The organism is Agrobacterium rosae, assembly GCF_002915175.1.
In the GTDB taxonomy this organism is placed as follows: Bacteria; Pseudomonadota; Alphaproteobacteria; order Rhizobiales; family Rhizobiaceae; genus Agrobacterium; species Agrobacterium rosae.
Genome location: NZ_NXEJ01000012.1, coordinates 191271 through 216131, shown reverse-complemented (window position 1 = coordinate 216131; position 24861 = coordinate 191271). Strand labels below are relative to the sequence as shown.

Annotated in this window: 22 protein-coding genes; 6 read left to right on the top strand and 16 right to left on the bottom strand. The window is 55.6% G+C overall.

Annotated features, from left to right (window positions below):
- Positions 1–3: 3 nt before the first annotated feature.
- The 4 genes from fabG to CPJ18_RS23745 all read right to left on the bottom strand — a co-directional run bounded on the left by fabG (position 4) and on the right by CPJ18_RS23745 (position 4628).
- Positions 4–783, bottom strand: coding sequence for a 3-oxoacyl-ACP reductase FabG (fabG, locus tag CPJ18_RS23760; RefSeq protein ID WP_103660258.1), 780 nt, complete (start codon positions 781–783; stop codon positions 4–6).
- Positions 780–2495, bottom strand: coding sequence for an acetolactate synthase catalytic subunit (locus tag CPJ18_RS23755; protein ID WP_103660257.1), 1716 nt, complete (start codon positions 2493–2495; stop codon positions 780–782). Before CPJ18_RS23755 ends, fabG begins: the two co-directional genes overlap by 4 nt.
- Positions 2495–3829 (bottom strand): aspartate aminotransferase family protein, encoded by a 1335-nt coding sequence (locus tag CPJ18_RS23750; RefSeq protein WP_103660256.1) that lies wholly within the window; start codon positions 3827–3829, stop codon positions 2495–2497. The genes CPJ18_RS23755 and CPJ18_RS23750 overlap by 1 nt, the downstream gene beginning before the upstream one ends.
- A gap of 112 nt (positions 3830–3941) precedes the next feature.
- Complete coding sequence (locus tag CPJ18_RS23745; protein WP_103660255.1) at positions 3942–4628, bottom strand: GntR family transcriptional regulator; 687 nt, start codon at positions 4626–4628, stop codon at positions 3942–3944.
- A 180-nt stretch (positions 4629–4808) separates the two neighbouring features.
- Between CPJ18_RS23745 and CPJ18_RS23740 the strand changes: the two genes are divergently transcribed.
- From CPJ18_RS23740 to CPJ18_RS23720, 5 genes are all read left to right on the top strand, one after another.
- A complete protein-coding gene (locus CPJ18_RS23740; protein WP_103660254.1) occupies positions 4809–5924 on the top strand; it encodes an ABC transporter ATP-binding protein in 1116 nt (371 codons plus the stop codon).
- A 35-nt stretch (positions 5925–5959) separates the two neighbouring features.
- Positions 5960–6823 (top strand): ABC transporter permease, encoded by an 864-nt coding sequence (locus CPJ18_RS23735; protein ID WP_407026492.1) that lies wholly within the window; start codon positions 5960–5962, stop codon positions 6821–6823.
- A 109-nt stretch (positions 6824–6932) separates the two neighbouring features.
- Positions 6933–7667 carry an ABC transporter permease gene (locus CPJ18_RS23730; protein WP_407026491.1) on the top strand — a complete coding sequence of 245 codons (735 nt, stop codon included), beginning with the start codon at positions 6933–6935 and terminating at the stop codon, positions 7665–7667.
- 28 nt (positions 7668–7695) lie between these two features.
- Positions 7696–8778, top strand: a complete 1083-nt coding sequence (locus CPJ18_RS23725; RefSeq protein ID WP_103660251.1) for an ABC transporter substrate-binding protein — start codon at positions 7696–7698, stop codon at positions 8776–8778.
- A 110-nt stretch (positions 8779–8888) separates the two neighbouring features.
- A complete protein-coding gene (locus CPJ18_RS23720) occupies positions 8889–10346 on the top strand; it encodes an NAD-dependent succinate-semialdehyde dehydrogenase (RefSeq protein WP_245445490.1) in 1458 nt (485 codons plus the stop codon).
- Positions 10347–10645: 299 nt separating this feature from the next.
- Here the strand turns inward: CPJ18_RS23720 and CPJ18_RS27305 are convergent, their stop codons facing one another.
- The 7 genes from CPJ18_RS27305 to CPJ18_RS23680 form a co-directional block, all read right to left on the bottom strand.
- Positions 10646–11140, bottom strand: a complete 495-nt coding sequence (locus CPJ18_RS27305) for a carboxylesterase family protein (RefSeq protein WP_245445489.1) — start codon at positions 11138–11140, stop codon at positions 10646–10648.
- 229 nt (positions 11141–11369) lie between these two features.
- The gene (locus tag CPJ18_RS23710; RefSeq protein ID WP_245445480.1) at positions 11370–13073 is read right to left on the bottom strand and encodes a carboxylesterase family protein; all 1704 of its coding nucleotides are present in this window, start codon (positions 13071–13073) and stop codon (positions 11370–11372) included.
- A gap of 224 nt (positions 13074–13297) precedes the next feature.
- Positions 13298–14440 (bottom strand): L-dopachrome tautomerase-related protein, encoded by a 1143-nt coding sequence (locus CPJ18_RS23705; RefSeq protein WP_103660249.1) that lies wholly within the window; start codon positions 14438–14440, stop codon positions 13298–13300.
- A gap of 497 nt (positions 14441–14937) precedes the next feature.
- Positions 14938–15717, bottom strand: a complete 780-nt coding sequence (locus tag CPJ18_RS23695; RefSeq protein WP_245445479.1) for a transporter substrate-binding domain-containing protein — start codon at positions 15715–15717, stop codon at positions 14938–14940.
- Positions 15699–16439: a hypothetical protein gene (locus CPJ18_RS23690; protein WP_103660247.1), complete on the bottom strand. Its 741-nt coding sequence runs from the start codon at positions 16437–16439 to the stop codon at positions 15699–15701. Before CPJ18_RS23690 ends, CPJ18_RS23695 begins: the two co-directional genes overlap by 19 nt.
- A 40-nt stretch (positions 16440–16479) precedes the next feature.
- Positions 16480–17691 carry an NAD(P)/FAD-dependent oxidoreductase gene (locus CPJ18_RS23685; RefSeq protein ID WP_103660246.1) on the bottom strand — a complete coding sequence of 404 codons (1212 nt, stop codon included), beginning with the start codon at positions 17689–17691 and terminating at the stop codon, positions 16480–16482.
- A 27-nt stretch (positions 17692–17718) separates the two neighbouring features.
- Positions 17719–17922, bottom strand: coding sequence for a rubredoxin (locus tag CPJ18_RS23680; RefSeq protein ID WP_080803447.1), 204 nt, complete (start codon positions 17920–17922; stop codon positions 17719–17721).
- A gap of 117 nt (positions 17923–18039) precedes the next feature.
- Between CPJ18_RS23680 and CPJ18_RS23675 the strand changes: the two genes are divergently transcribed.
- Positions 18040–18945 carry a LysR family transcriptional regulator gene (locus CPJ18_RS23675; RefSeq protein WP_103660343.1) on the top strand — a complete coding sequence of 302 codons (906 nt, stop codon included), beginning with the start codon at positions 18040–18042 and terminating at the stop codon, positions 18943–18945.
- Between the two features lie 14 nt (positions 18946–18959).
- Here CPJ18_RS23675 and CPJ18_RS23670 read toward each other — a convergent pair whose 3' ends face one another.
- The 5 genes from CPJ18_RS23670 to CPJ18_RS23650 are packed head-to-tail and all read right to left on the bottom strand — an operon-like array spanning position 18960 to position 24857.
- Positions 18960–20159, bottom strand: a complete 1200-nt coding sequence (locus tag CPJ18_RS23670) for an MFS transporter (protein WP_103660245.1) — start codon at positions 20157–20159, stop codon at positions 18960–18962.
- Between the two features lie 10 nt (positions 20160–20169).
- Positions 20170–21177 (bottom strand): D-2-hydroxyacid dehydrogenase family protein, encoded by a 1008-nt coding sequence (locus tag CPJ18_RS23665; protein WP_103660244.1) that lies wholly within the window; start codon positions 21175–21177, stop codon positions 20170–20172.
- Between the two features lie 53 nt (positions 21178–21230).
- Positions 21231–22922 (bottom strand): peptide ABC transporter substrate-binding protein, encoded by a 1692-nt coding sequence (locus CPJ18_RS23660; protein ID WP_103660243.1) that lies wholly within the window; start codon positions 22920–22922, stop codon positions 21231–21233.
- A 34-nt stretch (positions 22923–22956) separates the two neighbouring features.
- Positions 22957–23907 carry an ABC transporter permease gene (locus tag CPJ18_RS23655; protein WP_103660242.1) on the bottom strand — a complete coding sequence of 317 codons (951 nt, stop codon included), beginning with the start codon at positions 23905–23907 and terminating at the stop codon, positions 22957–22959.
- Positions 23904–24857 carry an ABC transporter permease gene (locus CPJ18_RS23650; RefSeq protein WP_103660241.1) on the bottom strand — a complete coding sequence of 318 codons (954 nt, stop codon included), beginning with the start codon at positions 24855–24857 and terminating at the stop codon, positions 23904–23906. The genes CPJ18_RS23655 and CPJ18_RS23650 overlap by 4 nt, the downstream gene beginning before the upstream one ends.
- Positions 24858–24861: the final 4 nt, after the last annotated feature.

Sequence of the window (24861 nt, the reverse complement as noted above, 5' to 3'; positions counted from 1 at the left end):
TCGTTATGCGGGTGTGTATTCGCCACCATTGATGTCAACGATAGCTCCGTTGATGAAAGCCGCTTCATCGGAGATGATAAAACCCACCAGCGCCGCAACCTCGTCGCTTTCTCCTGCTCGTCCAGCCGGAATTCGTTTTGTTGCGTCGAGATTAACCTGGCTTGTTCGGCTTCCCGCCATAGGCGTGATAATGCGTCCGGGTGCGACGACATTGACGGTAATGCCGTTTGACGAGAATTCACTAACAAGCGCGCGGGCGAGACCACCAAGTCCGGCTTTTGAGGCCGCGTAGGCCGCTCCAGCAATCATCGGTCGAGTACGCCCTGCGAGCGACCCTATTAGCACAATACGCCCGAAACCGTTGGCCACCATACCGGGAAGTGCCAACTGGGAGCACAGCACGGCCCCAGTCAGGTTCACGTCGAGCACATTCTTCCATTCGTCCAGATCAATCGACATAAAAGGCTGGGCCGAGCCATCCGGCCCTTTGGGTGAGATGCCCGCGCAATAGACAAGGATGTCGGGAGCAGACCACTGGTACTCAAGATCCTTGAAGAAACCCCTCACCTCACTCTGGTTTCTCACGTCGCAGCATTTGATCATGGCACTGTTGGACTCGATGTCTCTTCGAAAAGTGGAGCGCGCGGCTTCTGCCGCGCCCTCCGTGTGTCCGAACAATGCAACCCTATGGCCAAGGCCGAGGAGATGCTGCGCAACCGACAACCCAATACCTGAGGTTCCACCGGCAACGACGGCCACCCTGTTTCTATTGTTTTGTATCATGCGGCGCTGTCCATCTGCGCGAATAGGGAAATGGCTGGGTGAGCCTCTGGATCTGTGACCACTTCAATGAGCAACGGAACGTTGCGACCCCTGACTTTTTTGATCTGAATTTCAAGTTCCCCAGTGTGGCTGATCCGCACTGCCTCACATCCACATGCCTGTGCGATTTTGACATGATCCACCTCCGCGAAATGGCACGCCGTCGTGTACTTGCCGAATTTCACGGTTTCCGCGTCACGTTGAAAACCGAGAATACCGTTGTTGAGCACGATAATGGCGATTGGAATTTGCATGCGTACCAGCGTTTCGAGCTCGGCCCAGCTGTGTGCAAATCCGCCATCACCCACCAATGCAACAACATCGGAATGTGGTGCTGCGACTTTTGCCCCGATTGCAAGCGGCACGCCCCACCCAAGGCCAGCAAGCCCTCGGGGTGTGATAATCCGCGTTTTTTCCGACGCCACCCTCAACTGACCGAGAACCCACATTGAGGAATAACTGGCGTCCGCAACAACCGTTGTGTTTTCGTCGAGGATGTTTTGAAGTTCAGCCATTACCCTTTCAGGGCGCAGCGGGCTTGCATCAGAGCCATAAAAAACCTGACGATCGGCGTTGAAGTTTTCCCAGCATGCGCGGATGCGCTTACTTAATGCCTCGCGAGATTCCGATCTGAGATGCAGATCGCAAAGCTGGATCCTTTCACGGAGACCTGCAAGGGTCTCGCGAGCGTCGCCGACGAGCCGGATTGCTTCGTAGTTCCGGCCGACCTCCTGAGGATCGGCATCTATGTGAATGATATCAGCATCTGGATGATATTGACGCCAGCTGTCAGTACCATTCTGGTTGGTCCTTGTGCCGACCAGAACGACAAGGTCTGCCTCCCGAACCATTTCGACGGTATGTCGGCCTAGTGATTTTGGTCCTACGAGTGATGCCAAAACGCCTGCGGACAATGGATGCCACTCGTCCACCGCACCCTTGCCCATATTGGTCGTGAAGACGGGTAAAGAGCCCTCGTCCTGGAGCATTCGCAATTGCGATGCAGCGCCGGAGGCGTGCACGCCGCCGCCCGCAATCACGACCGGTGCTCTTGCGGCAGCGATCGCCTGCGCTGCAATGTCGAGATCGTTGTCGGCAGGTCGGGGTCTATCCAGCGGCCAATGACCAAGATTTTTCCGGCGAGCCTTTGATGAAGCAATGTCTGCGGATCGAAGCAAATCTGCGGGCAACAGTAGGACGGCAGGGCCCGCGCGACCTGATGTTGCTGCGGTGAAAGCGGCATCGACGTAGTCTTCTACGCGCTCTTCAACCGACAAACGTCGAACCCACTTCGTGCACGACTGGAACAAACTGATGTGATCAAGATCCTGGAAAGCGTTGCGATCGGTCTGGTCGCGCTCCACATCCTGCACAAGGGCAATGACGGGAACGCTTGCCTTGAGTGCCTCTGCCAACGGAGCGACGAGCAGTGCAGCAGCCGGCCCATTCTGTGCGGCCACAATCCCGACTTTGCCGGAGCGCCGGGCATAGCCGTCTGCCATAGCGCCGCCCATGTTCTCCTGCCTGTAAGATACTTGTCTAATGCCAATATTTTCAGCTGCAAGTATGACAGCGGACGGAAGGCTTTGGCCAAATATGACCTCGACGCCATGGCGCTTCAACGCATGTGCGATTCGTTCAGCGACAGTATTATTAAGAACTGTAGTATCCATCAGGCTGCCTTCCCGGCATGCGTTTTGAAGTTTAAGAGGAAATCGTCGAAGACGGAGATGATGTTGCGCATGTCCTCTTCCGTCATTGGTGTCGAAATCGACGCCGCTGCTCCGTGTGGCATCAAGATGCCATTGCTCAAGAAGTGGCGGCTCAGCATCTTCAGGGCATTTCCCCCCGCTGGCGTCGGCAGGCTTTCGCGAAACGAAGAGGGTTCGGATGCCCTTGCGTGAATGCGAAAAAGCGATGCTGCCCCCGTGACGCACAAATCGGCACCATGATGCGCGATCCTTGAACTCAACCCGTCACGCACGAAATTGCCAAGGCGTTCAAGATGTTCGAAAGCCTCTTCGTTCAGCGCTTCCATGGCAAGGCGTCCCGCAAGCATTGAAACCGGATTGGCCGAGAAAGTACCGCCTTGGGGCACAACTGGTTTGCCTCCAGTTTTGCCAAACACCGACATGATTTCCATTCGGCCTCCTATTGCGCCCACAGGAAAGCCGCCACCGATGATCTTACCCATTGTGACAAGGTCTGGCTCAAGGCCGTACCGCGCGGAGGCACCCGCACGCCCTTGTCGAAGGTTGAGGACTTCATCGGCTATGATGACAATTCCGTAGCGCTTGCCAACGGCGTTGATTGCTTTCATGAACTCCGGCGTAGGTGGTATTAGGCCCGCGCGACTTGGCATCGGATCGATGAGGATGGCCGCCAAGCGCTCCGAGTGTTTTGATACCTGCTGTTCCAAATTCTGGACGTTGTTGAACTGAATGACGACCACATCATCAAGAACACTTTCTGGCGTTCCAAGATATGCGCCGCGAGGCGTGGTCTGCGATGCGGACTGGCCAGCCTCAGCCCAGTCATAAGCTCCGTGATATGCGCCTTCAACCCTCGCAATAGCGACGCGACCAGTCGCCGCCCTCGCAGCCTTGATAGCGAACATCACAGCCTCTGTCCCGCTGACGACAAAACGCAGATGTTCGACTGCGGGAATACGGCCGATCAGCAGTTCTGCTAGATCGATTTCGTGGGTCATAGGATTTGCGAAACAGCTTCCCAGCCGCAACAACTCAGCAACAGCCTCGGTTATTGGAGGGAAAGCGTGTCCGTGGATCAGTGTCGTGAAATTATTGTTAAGATCGAGCATCCGATGACCATCGATATCGGTCACGTACGCGCCTTGTCCGTACGACAAAAAGATCGGGTGAGGATCTAGCTCGATAGTTGAACGTGTTACTCCTCCCGGAAAAACCGATTGGGCCCGGCCAAATAACTCGATCGACCTTTGCCGCTTGATTGCGGGGTTACGAACAGCATTTCTGTGTGATTGCATTGACCCTCATCCTTTCATGGAGAAAAACGGACGAAGTTTACCCGTCCTTCACAGTTTTGTTGCAACAAAAATATGAAGAGTCAATATGTGACGTCAATTTGGGGTTTAGTTGTTATTCCGGGCTGTCGGGTGCTGCGGAGCGCAGTTTTCGGTAACCCTCCCGGATGTCATTCTCAATAGCGGCCCTTACGCCTGTCGGGTCCCGGTCTGCCAACGCTTCAATTGCTACCATGTGATTTTGAACGCCCTGACGGTGTTGTGCATACTCTGGATAAAGATTGAGAAGCGTCGGACCGACCCTCACCCAGAGCGATTCAATCATGCTCAAAAGACCAGGCATGCCCGACAACTCGTAGATTGCAAAATGAAACTCCTTGTTATGCCAGAGCGCGTCATGATAGCGGCCAGTCTCAAGGCTAGCGTTTATAAGACATTGAATTCCCTGAAGGTTTGACACAGTTTTCTCGTCAAAGGTCCTGGCACCGTACTCCGCCGCTACCCCTTCAAGCGCGATGCGCGTTACCGTGATGTCGCGCAGTTGGGCTTTGGTCAGCGTAGGCACCACCAGTGTCTTTGGCCCGGAGAAGGTGAGCGCAGACTCAGTGATCAGTCGGTTCAGGGCGTCGCGTGCAGGTGTTGTACTCACGTCGAGTTCCCCAGCTACGCCGCGCACTGTGAACTTATACCCTGGAGGGTAGGTGCCGCGGATCATCCTTTCACGAAGGATATCATAGACCGCACTCCCCATTCTCTGGTGTGGTAGGTTTGCATCACCCTCTTGACGTGAATTTTCAATCATTTTGCCTCCGAAGCACGTTGACTCGTCATATTTTTGATGTCACAAAAATCAAATACTAAGCTTTTGCGAAGGCTATGTGACATCAAAGACTGAATATCATTGATTTCAAATGTTGTCTCTTGGGACATCAGAATAACGCTGCATCTGCTTAGAACGCACCTAAAATAAAAGGGGATTCAATTGATTGGCGAAGCACTAAATCTCGATGGTCTGGTGAAAAGTTACGGAGATACGATCGCGGTGGACGGAGTCGATATCCGTGCATTGCCTGGCGAATTCGTTTCTGTTCTTGGGCCCTCGGGCTCCGGGAAAACAAGCGTACTGACAATGATTGCAGGTTTCGAGCGCCCATCGGCAGGGAGGATAACCATCAGCGGCCGGGACATTACCAACCTTGCGCCGAACAAGCGCAACATTGGGATGGTTTTTCAGAAATATGCGCTCTTTCCCCATCTCACGGTACGCCAAAATATCGCGTTTCCTCTCAAGCTCAGATCGAAGTGGAAGTCCGGATGGAAACAACGGGCCGACGAGATGTTGGAATTGGTGCAAATGGGCCATCTCGCGGACAGGCTGCCTTCGGAGCTTTCCGGCGGCCAGCAACAACGTGTGGCCGTGGCCCGTGCGCTCGCGTTCGAGCCGCCGGTGATGCTTATGGACGAGCCTCTGGGGGCGCTCGATAAAAAACTGCGGGAAGCAATGCAGTTCGAGATCAAGCGAATCCAGAAACAGGTCGGAGCCACCGTCCTTTATGTCACCCACGACCAGGAAGAGGCGCTGACTATGTCAGATCGGGTCGCAATCATGCATGCCGGACGTGTCGTTCAGATAGGAACCCCTGCTGCGCTCTACCACGCGCCATCCAACCGATTTGTGGCTGATTTCATTGGAAAAATGAACTTCCTTGACGGAAAAATCCTGTCTGTGGAGCATGAGAAGGTGCTCATACGGCTATCCGGGGATGTGGTCGTCCGCACCACAGTTAGTTCCCAGGTCGCGCTAACGGCAACGCGAGAAGGCGATAGAATATGCTTTGCGATGCGGCCTGAGCGACTAGCACTCAAGAGCCGCGGATCTCAGACCCTTGGAGCTATACCAGGTGTCATCGAGAGCTGCGTTTTCACCGGCTCGTTCCACGTTTTCCTTGTCCGGCTGGAATTACCTCGATCACCAGTGGTCGAAGTTCAGGTGGTAACAGGCAGGGAAGCGGAATTCTCGGTAGGTCAAAGCGTTGACCTTCTACCCGACCCAGAGGCGGCCAGCTGTTTTCTAGAAGATGAGAGGCGTGCGGTATGACTGCTTCTTCGACTGCACATCACGCGCCTCGCAAAATGGCTCACATCTTGTTTTTATCGGCCTCTGCAAAGACTTACTCTCACGCAACAGCACTTCTATTGCTGTCGCCCGCAGCTGCCTTCCTATTGGCGGGGTTCGCTTATCCGCTTGCGAAGCTCGTGGCGATAAGCATGCCAGCGATGAGCCTGGAATACTATCTGCGAATCTTTCGAGAACCCCTTTATCTGGACGTTCTGCTCTCGACTGTATTTGTCGCAATCGTCGTTATGTGCGCTAGCCTTATCCTTGGCTTTCCTGTGGCCTACGCCATGACGCGACTGAAAAAACCGGGGGCTACAATTGTAACAGCATGCGTGTTGATCCCGCTTTGGACTTCCGTCCTGATCCGATCATACGCGTGGATTATTCTGCTTCAGCGTAACGGCATCATCAACCAGGCTCTGGTTTCCGCAGGCCTCGTGGATGGACCCTTGCGAATGATCTACACGCAAGGTGCAGTCATTTTAGCTATGACGCATGTTCTTCTTCCCTTCATGATATTGCCAATCTTCGCCGCGTTGCGGGCAATTCCTAACGAGTATGTCAAGGCAGCGAGAAACCTCGGCTCGGGCCCTGTACACGCATTCTGCAAGGTTACGGTTCCATTGAGCCTGCCCGGCATATTCGCAGGCTGTGTCATGAGTTTTGTTCTTGCACTTGGATTTTATGTAACACCGGCGCTCGTCGGTGGCGCAGGTTCACTCATGATGGCTACACTGATTGGCCAACAGACGATTGTCTTGCTGGATTGGCCTTTCGCAGCAGCCCTCTCCACAACGCTTCTCATCGTCACACTCGCGGTGATAGTCGCGTTCCGCAAGACACTATCGTTGAGCAAGGGGCTGACCAATGGCATCTGACAACCCGACATTTAAAACGCAGTTCCAGACCAACTCTCTAAGGTCGTCACGAGAGTCTCGTCGCAGCATTGCTGCCCTGTATGTTGCAGGCCTATTGGTGTGCGCAATCATGATCTTTCTCATTTTGCCGACATTTCTGGTCATTCCAATGAGCTTGAATGAAAGCAGCTATCTTGCGTTCCCACCACAAGGGCTGACTTGGAAGTGGTATGCCGCGTATTTCTCGGACCCAGATTGGATGGCTGCAACGGGGTTCAGCCTCCAGATCGCGCTGGCAACATCCCTTGTTGCAACCGTCACGGGGACAATGGCCGCGCTGGCTCTCGCAAAGAGTAAACTTCCCTTCAAGGGTTTTCTGCATGGCTTGGCTCTGGGCCCTATGATCGTGCCACACGTGGTTCTCGGCGTCGCACTTTACCTCGTCTTTTCACCCTGGAGAATGACTGGGACGCTCAGCGGCTTTGTGATCGCTCATACGGTTCTGGCCATACCCTATGTCATGATTGTGGTCGGAGCGGCAGTTCAGAAGTTTGACTCGTCATTGGAATTGGCCGCACTGAACTGCGGTGCCAATAGAGTTCAAGCGTTCTTTCTGGTCATGCTGCCTAGCATCGGGCCGAGCATAGCGTCCGCTTCCGTATTTGCCTTTCTAGCCTCTTTCGACGACGCGACAGTCTCGTTCTTCATATCTGACATCGGGGGCAAGTCGATCGGACGCAAGATGTTCGAGGATATCGATTTCAATCTGACACCTGTCATCGCTGCAGCGTCGACAGTGCTCGTTGCTATTTCGCTTGCACTGATGACCGGAGCACAACTTTTGACATCACAACGCAGACGCTAACTCAACTTTACAAATAAGGGGATTTGAAATGATCAAACTGAATCGGACGCCGAAGGCTTGCCTGAAATCAGGTCTTGGAATGATGTTGGCACTCGCTTTCACAACATCTCTCGACCTCGCCAACGCACATGCAAACGAGCGCGTCGTCATCGCCACAACGGGTGGCACCTATGAAAAGGCCCTGCGGGATGCCTGGTTCATCCCTTTCACCAAGGAAACTGGGATAGAAGTTGTTACGGTATCTGCCACAGACGCGGAAAAACGAGCCAAGGTCACGGCCATGGTACAAACCAACAACGTGACATGGGACCTTTATCTGGACGGGGAAATTCAGGCAGGATCCGACGCTCATTACATGATCACCGAGGATCTCTCAGAATATTGCCGGCAGTTCGATGATGATACTCATCTCGTGGCCGATGCGTGTACACGTGGCGGAGCGCGACTGCAGTCCACCGCAACCCTGTTGGCCTACAAGCCTGGTGGAAATGGCAGTGACCCGAAAAAATGGGGTGATATGTGGAACGTTGAAAAATTTCCAGGTGGGAGAGCATTCCCAAACTTCGATGACCCCTGGCGGGTGCTCGCCGCGGCATTGCTTGCTGATGGCGTTGCAAAGGAAGAGCTTTTCCCAATCGACGTTGATCGCGCATTCCGCAAGCTGGATGAAATTCGACCTGCTGTGCAACTGTGGTGGAAGACCGGTGACCAAAGCGTCCAGGGCTTTCGCAACGACGAGTATCGCCTCGGACAGATCTGGTTGACACGCGCTAAAGCGCTGCAGGCTGAAGGGTTTGACATTGGCTGGAGTTACGACGGAGCTTTCCTCGTCGGCGATCGTATCGCGCTCATTCGAGGTGCGCAAAACCGCGAAAATGCTTTGAAGCTGATCACGTACTGGCTGAAAAACCCATCGGTTCAGTCGAAGGCCTGCGAGACGCTTTCGTGCACTCCTCCAAGCCAACAAGCAATTTCTATGATGTCTCAGAAAGCCCGCGACAGTCTCCCATCACCTTCAGATGTCGAGCAACGCATTATCGTACCTGATGCGCAATGGATCAACGCAAATATGAGCATGCTGGTACAGCGTTGGAATGAATGGATCCGCTGATCTGTTCTCTAGGAGGCAAGGCACTGTGCTGCCTCCTAGTACATTGTTCCTTTTGAAAATTTGCCTTGAAACAAAGGCTCCACCTTACACCTTCTATTCTGGAAATCATGATGTCGCATAATCACGTGGGCACCGACTGGCTGAATGAACGTAATTTCATTGACGGTGCCTGGATCGAAGCGGACGACCGCAAAACACTTGGCGTCACCGACCCTGCAACCGACTGCATCATAGGAACTGTTCCCTATTGCGGTGCAAATGAAACGGCCCGTGCCATCCTCGCTGCAAACAACGCCTTTCTAACCTGGAGCAAATTTACCGCAGGCGAGCGTGCACGCGTTCTTCACCGCATGGCTGATCTTATCCATCTGCATCGCGATGAACTTGCCGGATTGCTAACCTTGGAGCAGGGGAAGCCGCTTCTCGAGGCCCGAGGCGAGATCGACAGCGCAGCCGCCTACGTCACCTGGTTTGCGGAACAGGCAAGGCGTATCAACGGCGAAACGATTCCGTCGCCCTGGGCTGACCGCAGAATCATTGTGGCACGCGAGCCAGTGGGTGTTGTCGGCGCGATCACGCCATGGAATTTCCCATTCTCCATGATTGCCAGAAAGCTGGCGGCGGCGCTGGCTGCCGGTTGTACTATCGTCGTTAAACCTTCAGAACTGACGCCTTATTGTGGCCTCGCTTGGGGTAAGCTCGCTGTTGAGGCGGGTGTTCCTGCGGGTGTAGTCAACGTCGTTACCGGAGATCCCATCGCAATCGGGGCCGAGTTGACGTCCAGTCGAATGGTTTCGAAAATCACTTTTACGGGTTCGACGGCGGTGGGAAAACTTCTGTATGGTCAATCGGCGCACACTATGAAGCGCGTCTCCATGGAGCTGGGGGGCAACGCGCCCTTTATTGTTTTCGACGATGCGGACATCAACAAAGCAGTCGAAGGCGCGATGGCCTCAAAGTTTCGCAATTCGGGGCAAACATGCGTCTGTACAAACCGCTTCTATATTCATGACAGCGTGTACGATGCCTTCCTCGAAAAGCTCTCTTATGCCGTGGAGACATTGAAAATCGGAAATGGTTTCGATGAAGGTGTCGAACAAGGTCCTCTCATAAACACGGCCGCACTCGAGAAAGTCGAACACCACATTTCCAATGCCGTTGCGGATGGTGGCCGGATCGTGGTCGGAGGCCAACGACACAAGCTTGGAAAAACGTTCTTTCAGCCCACTGTGTTGGCTGACGTGAAGGATCATATGGCTGTCTGCCGAGAAGAGACATTTGGGCCCTTGGCTGCCGTCTCTCGATTTCGTACGGATGAAGAGGTTATAACAGCAGCGAATGCGACGGATTCCGGACTAGCTGCATATTTCTATACTCAGAGTCTCAAGCGCACATTTGCCATTTCTCAGAGCCTCAAGTTCGGCATGATAGGGGTAAATGCAGGACTTATCTCCACCGAAGTGGCCCCTTTTGGCGGGGTGAATGAAAGCGGTATCGGAAGAGAAGGATCAACCCACGGGCTGGATGATTATCTAACTTGGAAGTACATGTGTTTGAGCGGATTATAATCCTCGAGTGGGATAAGCTTCGCATGATTAGTCGTGGTCTCGCCTCGCCTGTGCGTCGCCGTCGCTGGTCGAATGAAGAGAATCTTACGACCATCTGGGAAACAGAACTGTAGCGGGTTACCTGACCTTGCCCCCAGGTCTTATCCGGTTTTGAGTGCGGTCCGGCGGCTTTTGAGGCGTAGTGTCGGAAAATCCGTTGCGAGAAGACCACCTGACGCGCTTTGAAGGCCTGCACGATGAAAAAGACCCCGGGCCGCCGGCGTCCTCAACAGCATATTGACGTTCCTCGAACCGGCCGATTACCCTCCGATCGTGACGTTTGCACTATCGCCGCCAAACCCACCGATATTTTTCTTGACCCATTCGAGGGCTGTCACCAGATCTTTGACCGCGTAATTGCCAGAGGTCCCGTCCGGGCTTTCCCTACTGAGTTCCTCAAGCGAGAGAAATCCGAAAGGACCGACACGATATTGGACGGGGACGACTATGATCCCATTGGCAGCCAGTTTGGACGCGTAGAATTCAATCTCCGATGCGTAGCCGTGGTCCCACACATAAACAGGGAGCTTGTCTTCAGGGGACTGCGCGGGTGTAAAGACGTTGGGGTTCAGGCCGTTTTCACTTGCTGGCGGCATGAGCTCCTTGTCGAAATAGAATTCATCTCCCCAGAACATGCCGACTGGATTGAGGTTGACGTCTTGCATAGCCTGGTCGCCCCACTTGTCGGCAAGCTTGACTCCGCTCCAAGGCTGGAAGGGTTGCGCGACACCGAAGCGGTGGTTCCTGTGGTCGATGCCGCACGGGGAAGGCCCTTGAAGACCTGAACACCCACGACGTCGCTTGGAACACCTCTAACCTGGCCTCCGTCAATCTTAACGATATCGACCGGCGTGTTCTTCGCGTCGGTTGCTGTCGTTCGAGCAAAGGCCGTAGGGGCTGGAACTAGCACCGACATGCAGACAATCTATGCCATTAATACAAGAGATTTTTTCATTTTGTCTCCTCCTAATCGAGAAGTTTAGGTCATGGACGCTGCGCTTGGCCTCTTATCTCTGCTTCGGTCATACCGATCCCTTCGAGGACCTTCTTGCGCAAGTACGCATCTCGGGTCGGATAGATCGTCGAGGTTCGCATGGCCACCTCGCCTTCGTGAAAGCGAAGGAATTGTCCGCCGGACTGTGGCGTGACCTGTCCCCAGTGTGAGACATCGTTCCCGTTTGGATCGCCGGTTTTGACGAAGTTCGCGAGATAGCTCACGGCGATATCACGCATCGCGAAATCTGGATCGGTCCAGGGCAGTTGGCCGGGTTTGTCAGCGCGGATGGAACCATTGAAATACCAGTTATCGGCAGCGTGCCAAGCGCGCCGGAAACCCTGGTCCTTGCCAGGCGGCCAGTGATCCCAGTAATAAAGATAGACGTTGGACTTGCTATGCGCTTTCGCATATTCGGCTCCGACACGCACATATTCGAACATGTAGTCGTTCAGCATGCGCAGCGACAGGCGATAGGCCTCGGTCGGATCATCCGTTGCGTAAAGAGGAAAGACCTTTTCGTCGACATTCCCTGCCTGATGCGGACGAATTGCGGAAAGCATGGCTTTTTGCTGTTCCTCCTGCGTCATCTTCAGATCATTCGGGCGCAACCCGGTATACTCGTCCGCTGTCTGGCCAATGATGATATCAAGCCCGTCGAAGTCGCCCGGCTGGAGCAGGTTCACGGAATCCGGCGTGTAGACGTAGTCGTCGATCGTGTAGAACTGGTTGGTCGCTACGGCACCCGCCATGACGCCAAACAGTGTTTCCTTTCCGCCCTTCCATTTTTCCAGCCAAGCATCATTGCCAATGCTCCGCAGCTCGGCAAGGGTTGTCTCTTTGCCGAACAGCTTGTTGACCGCCTGCCGGTTATCCTGCGACTTTTTCGAAAAATCGACGATCTTTCCAGGCAGGAAGCCGGTGAAGCTCGACTGAATGAATGCTCGTTTGAACAGGCCCTTGGCTAGAGGCGTTCGCAGCAACGCCACCGTGTTTTCGCCGCCCGCTGATTGTCCGCCGATCGTCACGGTGGCAGGGTCGCCGCCGAATGCTTCGATGTTGGTCTGGATCCATTTCAGCGCATCGACGAGATCGAGGACACCGAAATTGCCCTTCGGCCCGTTCGGGTTATCTTTGGCCATCTCTGGCAGAGACAGCCAGCCCAACGCTCCCAGCCGATACTGGACCGAAACGACGACGACGCCCTTTGCGGCCAATTGCGCGGCATACAGGTCTTTCATCGCGGCCGAGCCCAAGCGGTTCGCACCGCCGTGAATCAGCATGTAGACGGGCAGACGATCATTCGTATGCTCGGCGAGCGTCCAGATCGAAAGGTTCAATCCGTTGTCGCTGATCGGGCTCTCGCCCTGCCTATTGACATCCTGAAGTATCTGGTCGCCCCACTTGTCGGCGATCAGGACGCCATCCCACGCCTTCACAGGCGGCGCGGGTTTCCAGCGGTTTTCACCACCTACACTGCCTGCAAACGGAATTCCGAGAAATTGCGCGACGCCGGGCGTGTCGCTCGGCACACCCTGTACCTTTCCACCGGCGACGGATGCTTCGATAATCGGTGCGGCGTGCGCGATCTCGCCGAAACCTTGTCCGAGGGTCATGAGTGCACCAAGCGCAAGGCCCTTCACCGCTCGACGGACATGTTGGGCCGACTGTTTGAAATTCGTTGTTTTCTTCACGATATCCTCCAAGGATAGCTTCATGGGCATCGGGATCTCTGACAACCTGATCTGACCGTCTCTGCTCTTTGCTGTGACAGGGAGCAGTCCTGCAAAGAACCGATCATAAGGAGCATCGTCGCGCGCCGGCAAGTTTGCGTCAGGCAAATCAGTTATGCCGGCACGGCATCGGATCACCAAGGGATGCCGCCTGGAAGAGTGCGGCTTCTTTTCTCTTGAGTACTTCAAGAACCATTCAACGAATTCCCAAGTTTAATGCCGCCAAACTGTTCGGGTAATTGAACGACATAGATCTTCCATGGGCGCTTGACCATGTCCTCCTTGTTACCGAACAGCTTGGTTCGCCGCGACTGGGTGATCGGAATGTAAAGCTTGCGGTCGACGCTGATGAATGACCCGTCCGGGCTGACAAACTCCGCGTCGGAGGTCAGCACTGCCATCTGCCCGCTCGGCGAGAGGATCGTCACCCGTTTGTTGTCGAGTTCGGAAAGGTAGAGATTTCCCTTAGTGTCGAGTGCGCAGCCGCCACTGCGGGCAATCGGGAAATACTCCTCAACCTGTTTCGCAAGATCGGCGTCCGAGAGGGCTGCATTGCGCACGGCTGCTGCCTTGATCTTGATGAACGGTCCGGTGGGAGCCGCTACATAGATCCATTCGCCGTCGTTACTGATCTCTATCATGTCGATCTTCGGCGTTTGGTGATTGCCCTGTTGGAGATTGGGCTCGACCTTTGCCTGCATCTGCGGAAAGCCCGACATCCGCCGCAATGTCTGGCCAGTTGAAAGGTTATGATAGATCAAGGCACCAATCCCGGAATCGGTGACGTAGACATGGTCACCGAAGACCCGTAAATCGTTCATCTTGGCACCCTTGGGAAGCACGCTGTCGTTGAAACGCAGGACATGCAGGACCTTGCCGGACTTCGGGTCGAGCTGAACCAGTTTTTGGGCGCCAGGTTTGGGTTCGGAAAGCTCGGGTGGGTAGGAATCTGCACGCAACGCACCCTGATCCACCGCCCAGACGGTATCGTCCTTGAAAATGTGGATCGAGTTCACATAGACGAAACTGTCGCGTCCATCGTCGCCGGGCGTCCACGCGTTCCAGGCATTGCCCGGGAAAGCCACTACCTTCCCGTCAGATCCACGCTTCGCAAGGCAGGGGGTGTCGTCATAGCCGGGATAGCGGGGTAGACCGAAAAACATTTCACCGGAGCTTGTCAGGGCAACCTGGTTGCAGAACCAGGGCAACTCAGCCGCAACGGTGTGCGGAAGTTCGACACCTTCTGCGAATGTTTTCCGGAATGATAGCGGCGCGACCGCTGTCGCAATCCCGGCGGCAGCGATGAATGATCGACGTGAAAGTCTCATGATTTCCTCCCTCGTGTTAGTGTTCAGCGGCATTGCAAGCGACCAGCATCAGGCACAGCACGACGGCGCGCATCGGCAATGCGCGATGGACGACTTGATGTGGATGACACTCAGGCAGCGGATTGGCCGGTTCCTCCTTTGGCCTCTCCGCTCAAGGACAGTGTGGGATAACAGCTGTCGTTTCCAGTTGGCTATCGGGTATATCAGTCGTGCCGTTTTGGCATGAGACAACCCAAGCATGTCGCGTATCCTCTCCTTCGACAGAGCAGTCCGACATGCGTTCGCATCGACGCGCCATCACCTGGGCGCCGCCGCCCTGCACGTCAGAATGTACAAGCGGACAACGGACATGTAGCCACGGCATATCGATTGACGCGCACCGGATCGCGTCAATCGATGAGAATGTCAGCCTTGATGAGGCCCGCATCTCGACAGTGTTCGCTGGCGTTAAGCCCGCGCGGCTTTTGCGAAAATGATAAGATGAGGACCCGGACTGCCTATTCAGGGACGATAACATCCGGATGCCCGCTTTCATCCAGCGCGCGCCGCACAAATCCCGACGCCTTTTTCTCACGCACAAAGGCCATGACAAACTCTGCGGCCAGAGTATTTTTCACGCTGACTCCGACGGCTTGGGGAATGGACATGAAGGGTTCAGTCATCACCTCATAATCGGGGTCATATGCAGCAACCTGATTCATAGCCTGACGAACACCCGCAAGGCCGTCCACTACCCCCTCTTTGAGCGCGGCGACCGCGTCGGCGAAGCTGTCGAAGCGGATGAGTTGCCCTGCCCCGCCGATGCGCGACAGGAAGAGCTCGTAGGCGCTCCCCACAACCGCACCGATCCGTAGCTGCAGTCGATCGACGTCCTGGACGACCCTCACCGATTTGGCGTGCTGGACGAGAAAGGCACCCTCGATCTGCACATAGGCTTCGCTATAGGCAATATGCTCGGCCCGCTGTGGGTCGATTGCCAGGAAGCAGACGTCCCATTCGCCCGAATCGACGCTTTTCGAAACGGATCCGGCCTTGTCGTAATGGCGAAATGCAATCGGTGCGCCCAGTGTTGCCGCAAGCGCTCGGGCGAGATCGACCGATACACCGGTTGGTGTCTCATTCGTTTGGCCGCGACGGACGAGCACCACGTTACCGTGGTTCAAAGCGCAATTGAGAGTCCCTGATGGCGTGAGTTCGGCCCGAACGGCATCCATGTTGAATTCTTGCAAAGCAATCTCCCGTGTCCGTCTCAAGCCGTTCAGATGGATTTCATCCATTCGTCTTCACGCGGGAACTGCGTAATCATCAGTTCCAGTCCATCTTCGCCTGCCCGGACCTCCGCTGCCATATCGTCAGAGTGCACGAAAATCAGAGAGTAAGGCTTATACGTCTGGTGTTCGTAGATCAGGCTGCCGTTCAAAATGATGAGATACTGACCACCGCCTTCGGCCGGGTCAGGCGTCTGCGCCATCATGCCTGGGCCAAGGCGCAGGACCTTGACGTTCATGCCCTCATCGCCTTCTTGCTCTTCGATCACCGTATCGATTGTCAATTCCGTCCGGTTTCGAAGCACTGGCTCGATTGACAGTGCAACTGCGCCCGACGTGCGATGGCGCCGTTTGGTGGGTCGCAGCTTGTCGCGGACATTCGGGGTGCTGAGATAGACCAGTCCGGCATCCGTCTTGCTGCGCAGCGTCAGGTACGACAGCCCCTGAGCGCTGGCGATCAGCGGACCGTAGCCTGTGTGGTGGTCGGCATAGTGAACCGTTACCAGATGCACGTCGTCGCGTCCGATCGTGCCGCTGCCGGCGATAAATACCTGGAATTGGTCGACGATATGGAAATGCGAGTCGAGTTTCTGGTGGGCATTGAGGTCAAGCCGGAATGCCTGGGGGTCTGGTGCCGCGATGTCGGAGTTTTTTCCGAACATGTTGATCTTCCAGGATTGGCCGCGGCGGAACCTGCCCGGTTCCTTTTCCGTGTAAGATGCAGCCTGCATGCGGGAAGTCCTCCTCTGACGATGGGTTTACGGTCTGTGTTCAGTGATGGTGCGGTGGTGGAAATTCGACGTCTAGGGCAACCGCCAGCGCATCGCGGTCCATGCCGATCATGTCATGCAATTTGCCGAACTGCTGTGCGCCGTTGATCGTCTGCACGGCAATCAGGCGATCGCCTTTAAATCCAAGCACAGAGAATGCGCCACTGACGGGTGCATTGAGAACCGCCTCCATATCGGAGCCATGTACGTCCCCGGCCATCTGGATCTGGATCCCTGCCTGATGCGACCAATATCGTGCAAGCCGCTTGACCGGCAAGGGCGAGCCCGCGATGGAGGCGGCGACTATCTTGGCCTGATCCTGACCGGGATTGACCGCCTCATTGCGAATGTGACGCTGGAGAATTGGATCGTACCAAGCCGAACAATCCCCGACCGCATAGATCGAAGGATCCGATGTCAGCCCCGTCTCTGAGCATAGAACCCCGCCATTCACCTTCAGTCCGGCGCGACCAGCAAGACTGTCGTGCGGTACCGCTCCGATTGCCGCCACGACAAGGTCGGCCGCGATCGTTTCACCGCCGTCGAGCGTCACTATATCGGCACCACGCCCGCTGTCATGATGGAGAGCTGTCAGCGTCACGCCGAACCTGACGCTGAGCCCTCTGGCTTCGTGCCGGTCCAGCACGTAATTGGCAATCGACTTGCTGACGGTTCGCTCCATTAGCCGGTTGCCTGCCTCGATGATGGTAGCGCGAAGGCCATTCTCAACCGCGATCGCGGCTATTTCCACCCCGATCAGTCCCCCGCCGATGATCGCGACAGATCCGGCCTGGGATAGACGGGCTTTCAATGCTTGAAGGTCATCATGGGTGCGCAAATAGTGTGCGATCCCATCTGGATCGATCGTCCGCGGCAGACGGCGGGACTCTGCGCCACAGGCAAGGATCAGCCTTTGATAAGGGTAACGTGTTCCGTTGGTAGAGAGGACGTATTTTTCCGCAGGGTGAATGCTCTCGACCATCACGCCCTGCTTCAGTTCGATGCGATTGGCGGCGTAGAAGCTCTGCGGGCGCAGAAGAGGCGGCGCGAAGTCCTGTTTTGTCAGCCCATCCTTGGAAAGAGGTGGTCGATGATAGGGCAACGCGCTTTCTTGGGTCACCAATGTGACGGCGTCTTCGCAGCCAGCGACACGCAGCGCTGCCGCAGTAGCGACGCCTGAATGGGATGCGCCTAGGATCAATATGCCTGCCATAACGAGAACCACCGTATCCCTGTGTCGTCAACCAACGACGATCATGTCGAACTCGCTCTTGCGAGCACCGCATTCAGGACAGACCCAGTCGTCCGGGACGTCCTCCCATTTGGTCCCGGGAGCTACGCCGCCGTCGGGATCGCCAAGTGCCTCGTCGTAGACATAGGCACACAAAATACACTGCCAAATTTTAAAATCGCTCCGTTGCGAAAGGTCATCTGTAACCGACATCGCATCTCCTCCAGAATTGACGTGATGATAGAAGCTATTACGGGATGCTTGATATCGCTAGACGTTCTGGATAACTATCAGACATATCATTTCGGCATATCTGGAGGAGGTAGCGGCGTGGATATTCGGCAGCTCAGTTATTTCGTACGTGTCGCGGAACTTGGCAGCTTCAGCCGGGCCTCTGCGTTTTTACACATCGCCCAACCCGCGCTGAGCAGACAGGTCCAGAACCTGGAAACGGAGCTCAAGGAAAGGCTGCTGATCCGCAATGGACGCGGTGTTGAACTTACCGAAGCCGGCGAGCGTCTTCTGGACAATGCTCGCGGCATTCTGCGACAGATCGAGCGTACCTATGAAGATATCGAAAACTCCCGGACCGGAAAGTCCGGCAAGGTGGCGATTGGGTTGCCCGCCACGATTTCGACTGCGATCGCGACGGCCTTGATTCGCAAGCTTCGGGACGAGTTGTCCGACGCACAGGTGATGCTTGTCCACGGCCGATCTAACCAGTTGCAGGAATGGATCCTATCGGGCCGACTAGACATGGCGATCATGTATGACGCCCCCTCGTCTGCCATGCTGGAGATCCATGATCTGGTGGACGAAAATCTTTTTCTAATTGGCCGCGAGGGTGCTTTCAATGACACCGATCCCGTCATGCTGGAATCGCTTGCTTCACTCCCGATGGTGATCGCCTGCCGGCCGAACAGCACCAGGGTGCTACTCGATTCTGAGCTAGCGCGGATGGGACAGAAGCTCAATATCGTCTTTGAACTCGATCCTCTCGACACGATGTTCGACCTCGCCAGGGACGGATATGGCTTCACTGTCGCATCTAAACGCACTCTCGCATCGAAGGGCCCTGATGCGGGACACGGTCTGGCCCTGCGCAAGATCATCGGCCCCGAGCTTATTCTTTCCGTCCAACTTGTACTGCCGTCGCGCCGGCTTTCCAACAAATTGCACGAGGCGGCATTTCGGATATTGCGAGATTTGAGCCTTCGTCTGCTGCAAGAATCATGAGCGTAAAGGCTTCATCACTTTGAACTGCACGAGGAAAGCCCGATCAGCCCCACGATGGCGATCATGACTGCTGCACTTGCGAGGACCGGCATGGTCAAGCCAAAGACATCCGAAGTAAAGCCAAGGATCATTGCACCCAATGAAGGACTTGCCCGGAAAATCAGGCCGTGAATGCTCAGCGCTCGGCCTCGCAACCCGGCTGGTGCTGCTAGTTGTATGTAGGTCTGCGTCGCCACAAGGCTGACCGAGCTTAGATAACCCATTGCCGCGGCAAAGAGCGCCATGAGCCATAAAGAATGGCTGAGAGCAAAGGCGATCGCTGTAAGGGCAGCGAGCAGCCATGCCATCGTGACCTGGATCGGCAGTTTCGAAGGGACAATATATAAATTCATGGTCAGACCGGCAGTGACCGACCCGAATGCCATGGACGAGGTCAGCACGGCGAGGCCTGTTGCCGCCGGACCGGAAAATCCGGCGGCAAATGCCGGAAGCATTTCCGCAATCGCACGAACGAATATTCCTCCTGCGAGAAGCAGGAGCAACATCCGGCGCATGCCGCGATTGGAGGCAACATATCGGAAGCCCTCAACGATCTCGATCAAAAAATTTCCAACTGGCTGGTCCTTCAGGCCCGCCATAGGCGCTTTCATTCGGTGCAGGACCAGAACAAAGACGATGGTGGCGATGGCATTCAGAACAAACACCCAGACGACATCAAACTGTACAATAAGAAGGCCGGCCAAGGCCGGGCCGATTAGTCGGGCGAGATTGACGTTCATCGAATTGATGGCGACAGCTCTCGGGACGTCGTCCCGACTGACCAGCTCCTGGACGATCGTCATGCGTGCCGGTTGTCCAAGGGCAATGATGCAGCCCTGAAACAGGATCGCTCCGATCAGGGTCCACAGAGACAAAAGATCGAAATAGATGAGCGCAGCCACAAGTGTCGCGATCACCGCGAGGATGAACTGGCAAAGTTGGTTCAGTTTGAGAACATTCCACCTGTCGGCTGCAGCTCCGCCCAGCGGTCCAACAACGATCGTCGGCAGAAGATCAGCTGCAGCTAGCACTCCCAGCCATGCCGCCGATTGCGTCATATCCCAGACAACCAGGCTGCAGGCAATCCGTTGCATCCAGGTTCCGACAAGCGAAATGCAGTTGCCGGCTGTATAGACCGCAAACTGCCCCCGCGACAGTAGCCGTATCAGCGACATGTGCGAACTTTTATCGACATGTCAGGATTGTTGACGCCGCGGTCTCCGGCTTGACCATGTTGACCACGCGATCGGGCTTGCCGTCGAGAAAACATCCGATCAGCCGGATCGCATCGCCGTAATAGGTTCCCAGCATTTCGCGGGTGAAATAGCCAAGATGCGGCGTGATCACCACATTGGGAAGATTTCGGAACGGATGGTCGATCGGTAACGGCTCGTTTTCGAAGACATCGAGTCCAGCACCGGCGATTGCACCGGACGCCAGGACATCGATGAGCGCTTGCTCGTCGATGATTGCACCGCGCGCCGTGTTGATGAGATAGGCGGATTTCTTCATCATCCGCAATTCGTTCGGGCCAACGATACGGTGGGTACGCTCGCTCAATGCCAGATGTACCGTGATAATGTCGGAGGTTGCAAACAACTCTTCCTTGGTCACGCGCCGCGCGCCGCACGCTGTCGCCTGCTCGTCAGTCATGTTCTGGCTCCAGGTCACGAGATCCATGCCAAACACCTTGCCGATTTCCGCAACGCGGCGGCCAAGCCCGCCGAGCCCGAGGATACCGAGTGTCTTCCCGCCGATCGTCGTGCCTGCCTGATGCTGCCATCCGCCATCTCGCATCATCCGATCTTCGGAAGCGATATGCCGAGTGGCCGCCAGAATAAGACCCCAGGTGAGTTCTGCAACACCCCCGGCACCGGCGCCTACGACGGGGGTATTGGAAACGGGAATGCCACGCGCAGCCGCCGCTGCAACATCCACCGTGTCATATCTCTTTCCGGTCACCACGATATATTTGAGGCGCGGCAAGCAAGTGATAAGGTCCGCCGGGATCGGCATTCTCTCTCTCAGAGTGCAGATCACATCGAAGTCCGCAAGCGCTCGTGCGGCCTCGTCCGGAACGGCAAGCGGTCTGTCGAACACCACAACATTGGCGCGAGAGGTCAACGATGTCCAATCGGCGACCTGCTGCGAAACACCGATATAATCGTCAAGGATGGCTATATTCATCCGCATAGAAAGTCCCTGCTTTATGTGTTGCTCGACAGACAAGCTCTCAGGTGCCAGCGTTATTTCCGCTCCCATTCTTCAGCCCAGATCTGCAGCGGGTCGAGCGTGCCCTGCCGGAAATTGACGAGATCCGGAACGGCAACATAGGCACGTGGGTAAAAGTAGAGCGGTAGCATCGGCAGATCTTCGGCGAAGATCTTCTGGACCTCGGCCCATCCATCCTTCGTCGCCTGGGGATCGAGCGCGACTTCAAGTTGGGAAATGGCCTTGTCCATCTCCGGGCTGGCATATGCAGAGAAGTTGTTGCCGACGAAGTTGTTTTCAGGCTTGGGCACGGTGTCGGAGCCGAGCGCGATACGCGGGGACACGGAGGGCGAAAAGTCGATCGAAGACATGATCAGCGCCTTGAACTTGCGCTTTCTCGCCATATCGCCATTGAATTCCTGCAGTGGAACGAAGTTGGGCTTTATCTCGATGCAGACCTCCTTCATCTGGCTCTGCAGGACCTGGGCGATCTGTTCACGCGTCTGGTTTCCTGCCGTCGAAACCAGTTCCAAGGATAGCCGCTCGCCCTTGTCGTTGACGCAGATGCCACCGGCCCCGGGCTTCCATCCCGCCTCCGCCAAAAGGGCTTTCGCCTTCTCCGCGTCGTATTTATAAACAGTCATGTCCTTGTTGTAATAAACGTTCTGATCACTCAAAATGCCATTGGCCACGGGTTGCAGGCCGCCGAAAAGTTCGTCGCTGATGGCCTGGCGGTCAATCGCATATAGCAGAGCCTGGCGAACGGCCTTGATCTTGAGGATTGGATTTTCGAAGTTGACGGCGATGCGCTCGACGTTTGTCCCGTAGTCCAGATGGTAATTGAACTTGGTCGGCTGCTGTGTCCTCAAATCGAGCATTTGCGAAAAGCTAATACCGCCGGGGCTGACAGGAACCGCATCGACGGAACCAGCCAGCAGGTTCTGCAAGAGTGAGGAAGAGTTGTCGCGATAACTCAAAACGATGCGCTGCAGATGCGGCTTTGAACCGACCCAATGCGGATTTGGAGTGAAGACGATGCGGGTGCCTATCTGATAGTCGCTCAACAGGTAGGAGCCATTCCACAGGCCCGGATTGGTTGGCTGAGTGTTGTAAAGAGACTGCTTCACGTAGCTTTCGAGTGTCGGATTGGCGGCGTAGACCGGCCCTTCGAGATGCTCGGGAATGACCTGGTCCCAAGAGTTGTAGCTGGACAGGATCTGCGGCAGCGTCAGGATCACGGTGCTTTCGTCGACCACCTCCACTTCGGACGCGCGGTCCCAGGAATTATAATTCGAAAAGCCGATCTTCGGGTCGCGAGCCATTTTCCAGGTGAATGCGATATCCTTTGACGTCACCGGTTGGCCATCTCCCCAGGCCAGACCCTTCTTCAGTTTGAGGGTCACCTTCATGCCCTTCTTGCCGTCGGGCAAATCAACGATCTTTGCGAGCCCATTTTCGATGGTTGGCAACGTCTCGCAAAGAATGCATTGATTGACGACATTCTGATCGAAGGCGGTCATCGGCCGAAGCGAATAGTTGACCACCAGCCTTTTGGTGTTGTTGACCTGGATCAACGGGTGGAAATTAGTCAGAAACTGGAGCTGCCCAACGACAAGCTGGCTCTTGTTTGCCTGCGCTGATGCGCTCGAAGTGCCGGCAACCGCTATCGCCACCCCGGTCAGCGCAGCCTTTGCAAATCTCTTGATGGTTGATCTCACAGACGTCATCGTGTTCTCCTCCCTAGATTTCTGTTTTAAACGTTTAATGCCCCGACGAACCGGAATCAGCCCGTGGATCGAATGCCGACCGAACGCCATCTCCGACAAAATTGACCGCCATCACGGTGGCGAAGATCAACAGACCGGGATAGACGGCGAGCATTGGCGCGGAAATTATCAACTGTTGAGCATTGGTCAGCATGTTGCCCCAGGTGGGCGTCGGCGGAATGATACCGAAACCAAGGAAGCTGAGCGTCGATTCAAACAGGATGATACGTCCGACCGAAAGCGTCATCGCAACGATCAAGGGCGTGGCGATGTTGGGCAGCACATGGACGAAGACGTTGTAGCGACCCTTGGCACCGCTGACGCTCGCCGCCCTGACATAGTCGACATCCCGCAGGCCGATCGCTCCAGCCCGGCCTATCCTGGCGATGGTGGTCCAGTCTACCAGAGCGATAATGATGACAATCCGTAGGAAGACCGCAGTTGGCGAGGTCGCGGCATCCGGGCTGAGGCCGAGCTTGGTGAGATCAACCGCGCCAAGCACGATCAGAACGGGGATCAGCGGAAGCGCTATGATGCAGTCTGTGATCCGCATCAGGATATTGTCGAACTGACCACCGATATAGCCGGCAGTGACGCCGATCGCGATGCCGATGGCTGCGGTGATGAGCGTAGCCAGCAGCCCGACCGCGATCGACACCTGCCCACCATACAGCAGACGGAGCAGCACATCGCGTCCAATTTCGTCAGTTCCAAGCCAGTGCTGGACTGACGGTGGTTTGAAACGCCTCAGCAGATTGGTCGCGTTCGCATCGATGCCACTGAAATATTCGATCGGGCCGGCCATTGCGCAGGCAATTGTCAGGACGAGCAGGAAAACAAGTGAAATCATCGCCAGCTTGTTGTGCCGAAAACGGTCCCAGCGCTTGCTCCAGACGGAGTTCTTCTCGGCCTTCAGCGGCCGGCTTTCAATGGTAACAGTACTCATGTCAGCGAAATCCTCGGATCGAGCCAGGCATAGGCAAGGTCGGCAAGCAAGCTCGACACAAGCGTGACGATGGTTGCCAGAAGAAGGCCGACGAGAGCCAGGTTGAAATCGATGTTGCTAATCGAGTCGTAAATGACCTTGCCCATTCCGAGCATGCCGAAGATGGTCTCGACCACGAGCGCTCCTGAAAAAAGGGAGCCAAAGCCAAGGGCCAGCACTGTCACCATAGGAATGAGTGCGTTGCGTAGAGCATGGCGCATGACGACCGTGGTTTCCGATAGTCCCTTTGCCCGTGCCGTGCGGACAAAGTCCGAGTTCAGCGTCTCGATCATCGACGCGCGCACATATCGAACGAGCGGTCCTACGTGGAAGAAGGTAAGCACCGTGACCGGCAGGATCAGGTGATAGAGCTGCTCGGCAAGCGAAGCATCACCCAGCAGCGGCGTGCCGCTGGCCGGCAACCAGCCGAGCTTGACGGAAAACACGATGATCAGGATCAAAGATGTCCAGAAGCCCGGCAGCGAAATGCTAGCAAAGGCAAACAGGCTGACGAGGCTGTCGGTCCAGCCACCGGGCTTGCGCGCAGCGATCGCACCCAGCAGCATCGCCAGAGGAATGCTGATCAGTTCCGTCAGGATCAACAGCTTTGCCGTCTGGATGACGGCTGGGCCCAGGACATCCATCACAGGACGGAAATAAACGCTCGAATAGCCCAGATCACCGTGAAGGGCCGAAACCAGCCAGTGGCCGTAACGCGTCCAGATCGGCTGATCGACGCCGTAAAGCGCGCGCATCTGGGCCATGGATTCCGGTGTCAGCGAGGGGTTGCCCTCCAGCATGTTTTCGACCGGATCGCCCGGCATCAGGCCGATCAGCATGAAGAGAAGCAGCGACATCACCAAAATGACGAGGACCGCTTGGAGAAGACGCGATATCGTATATCTCAACATCGGT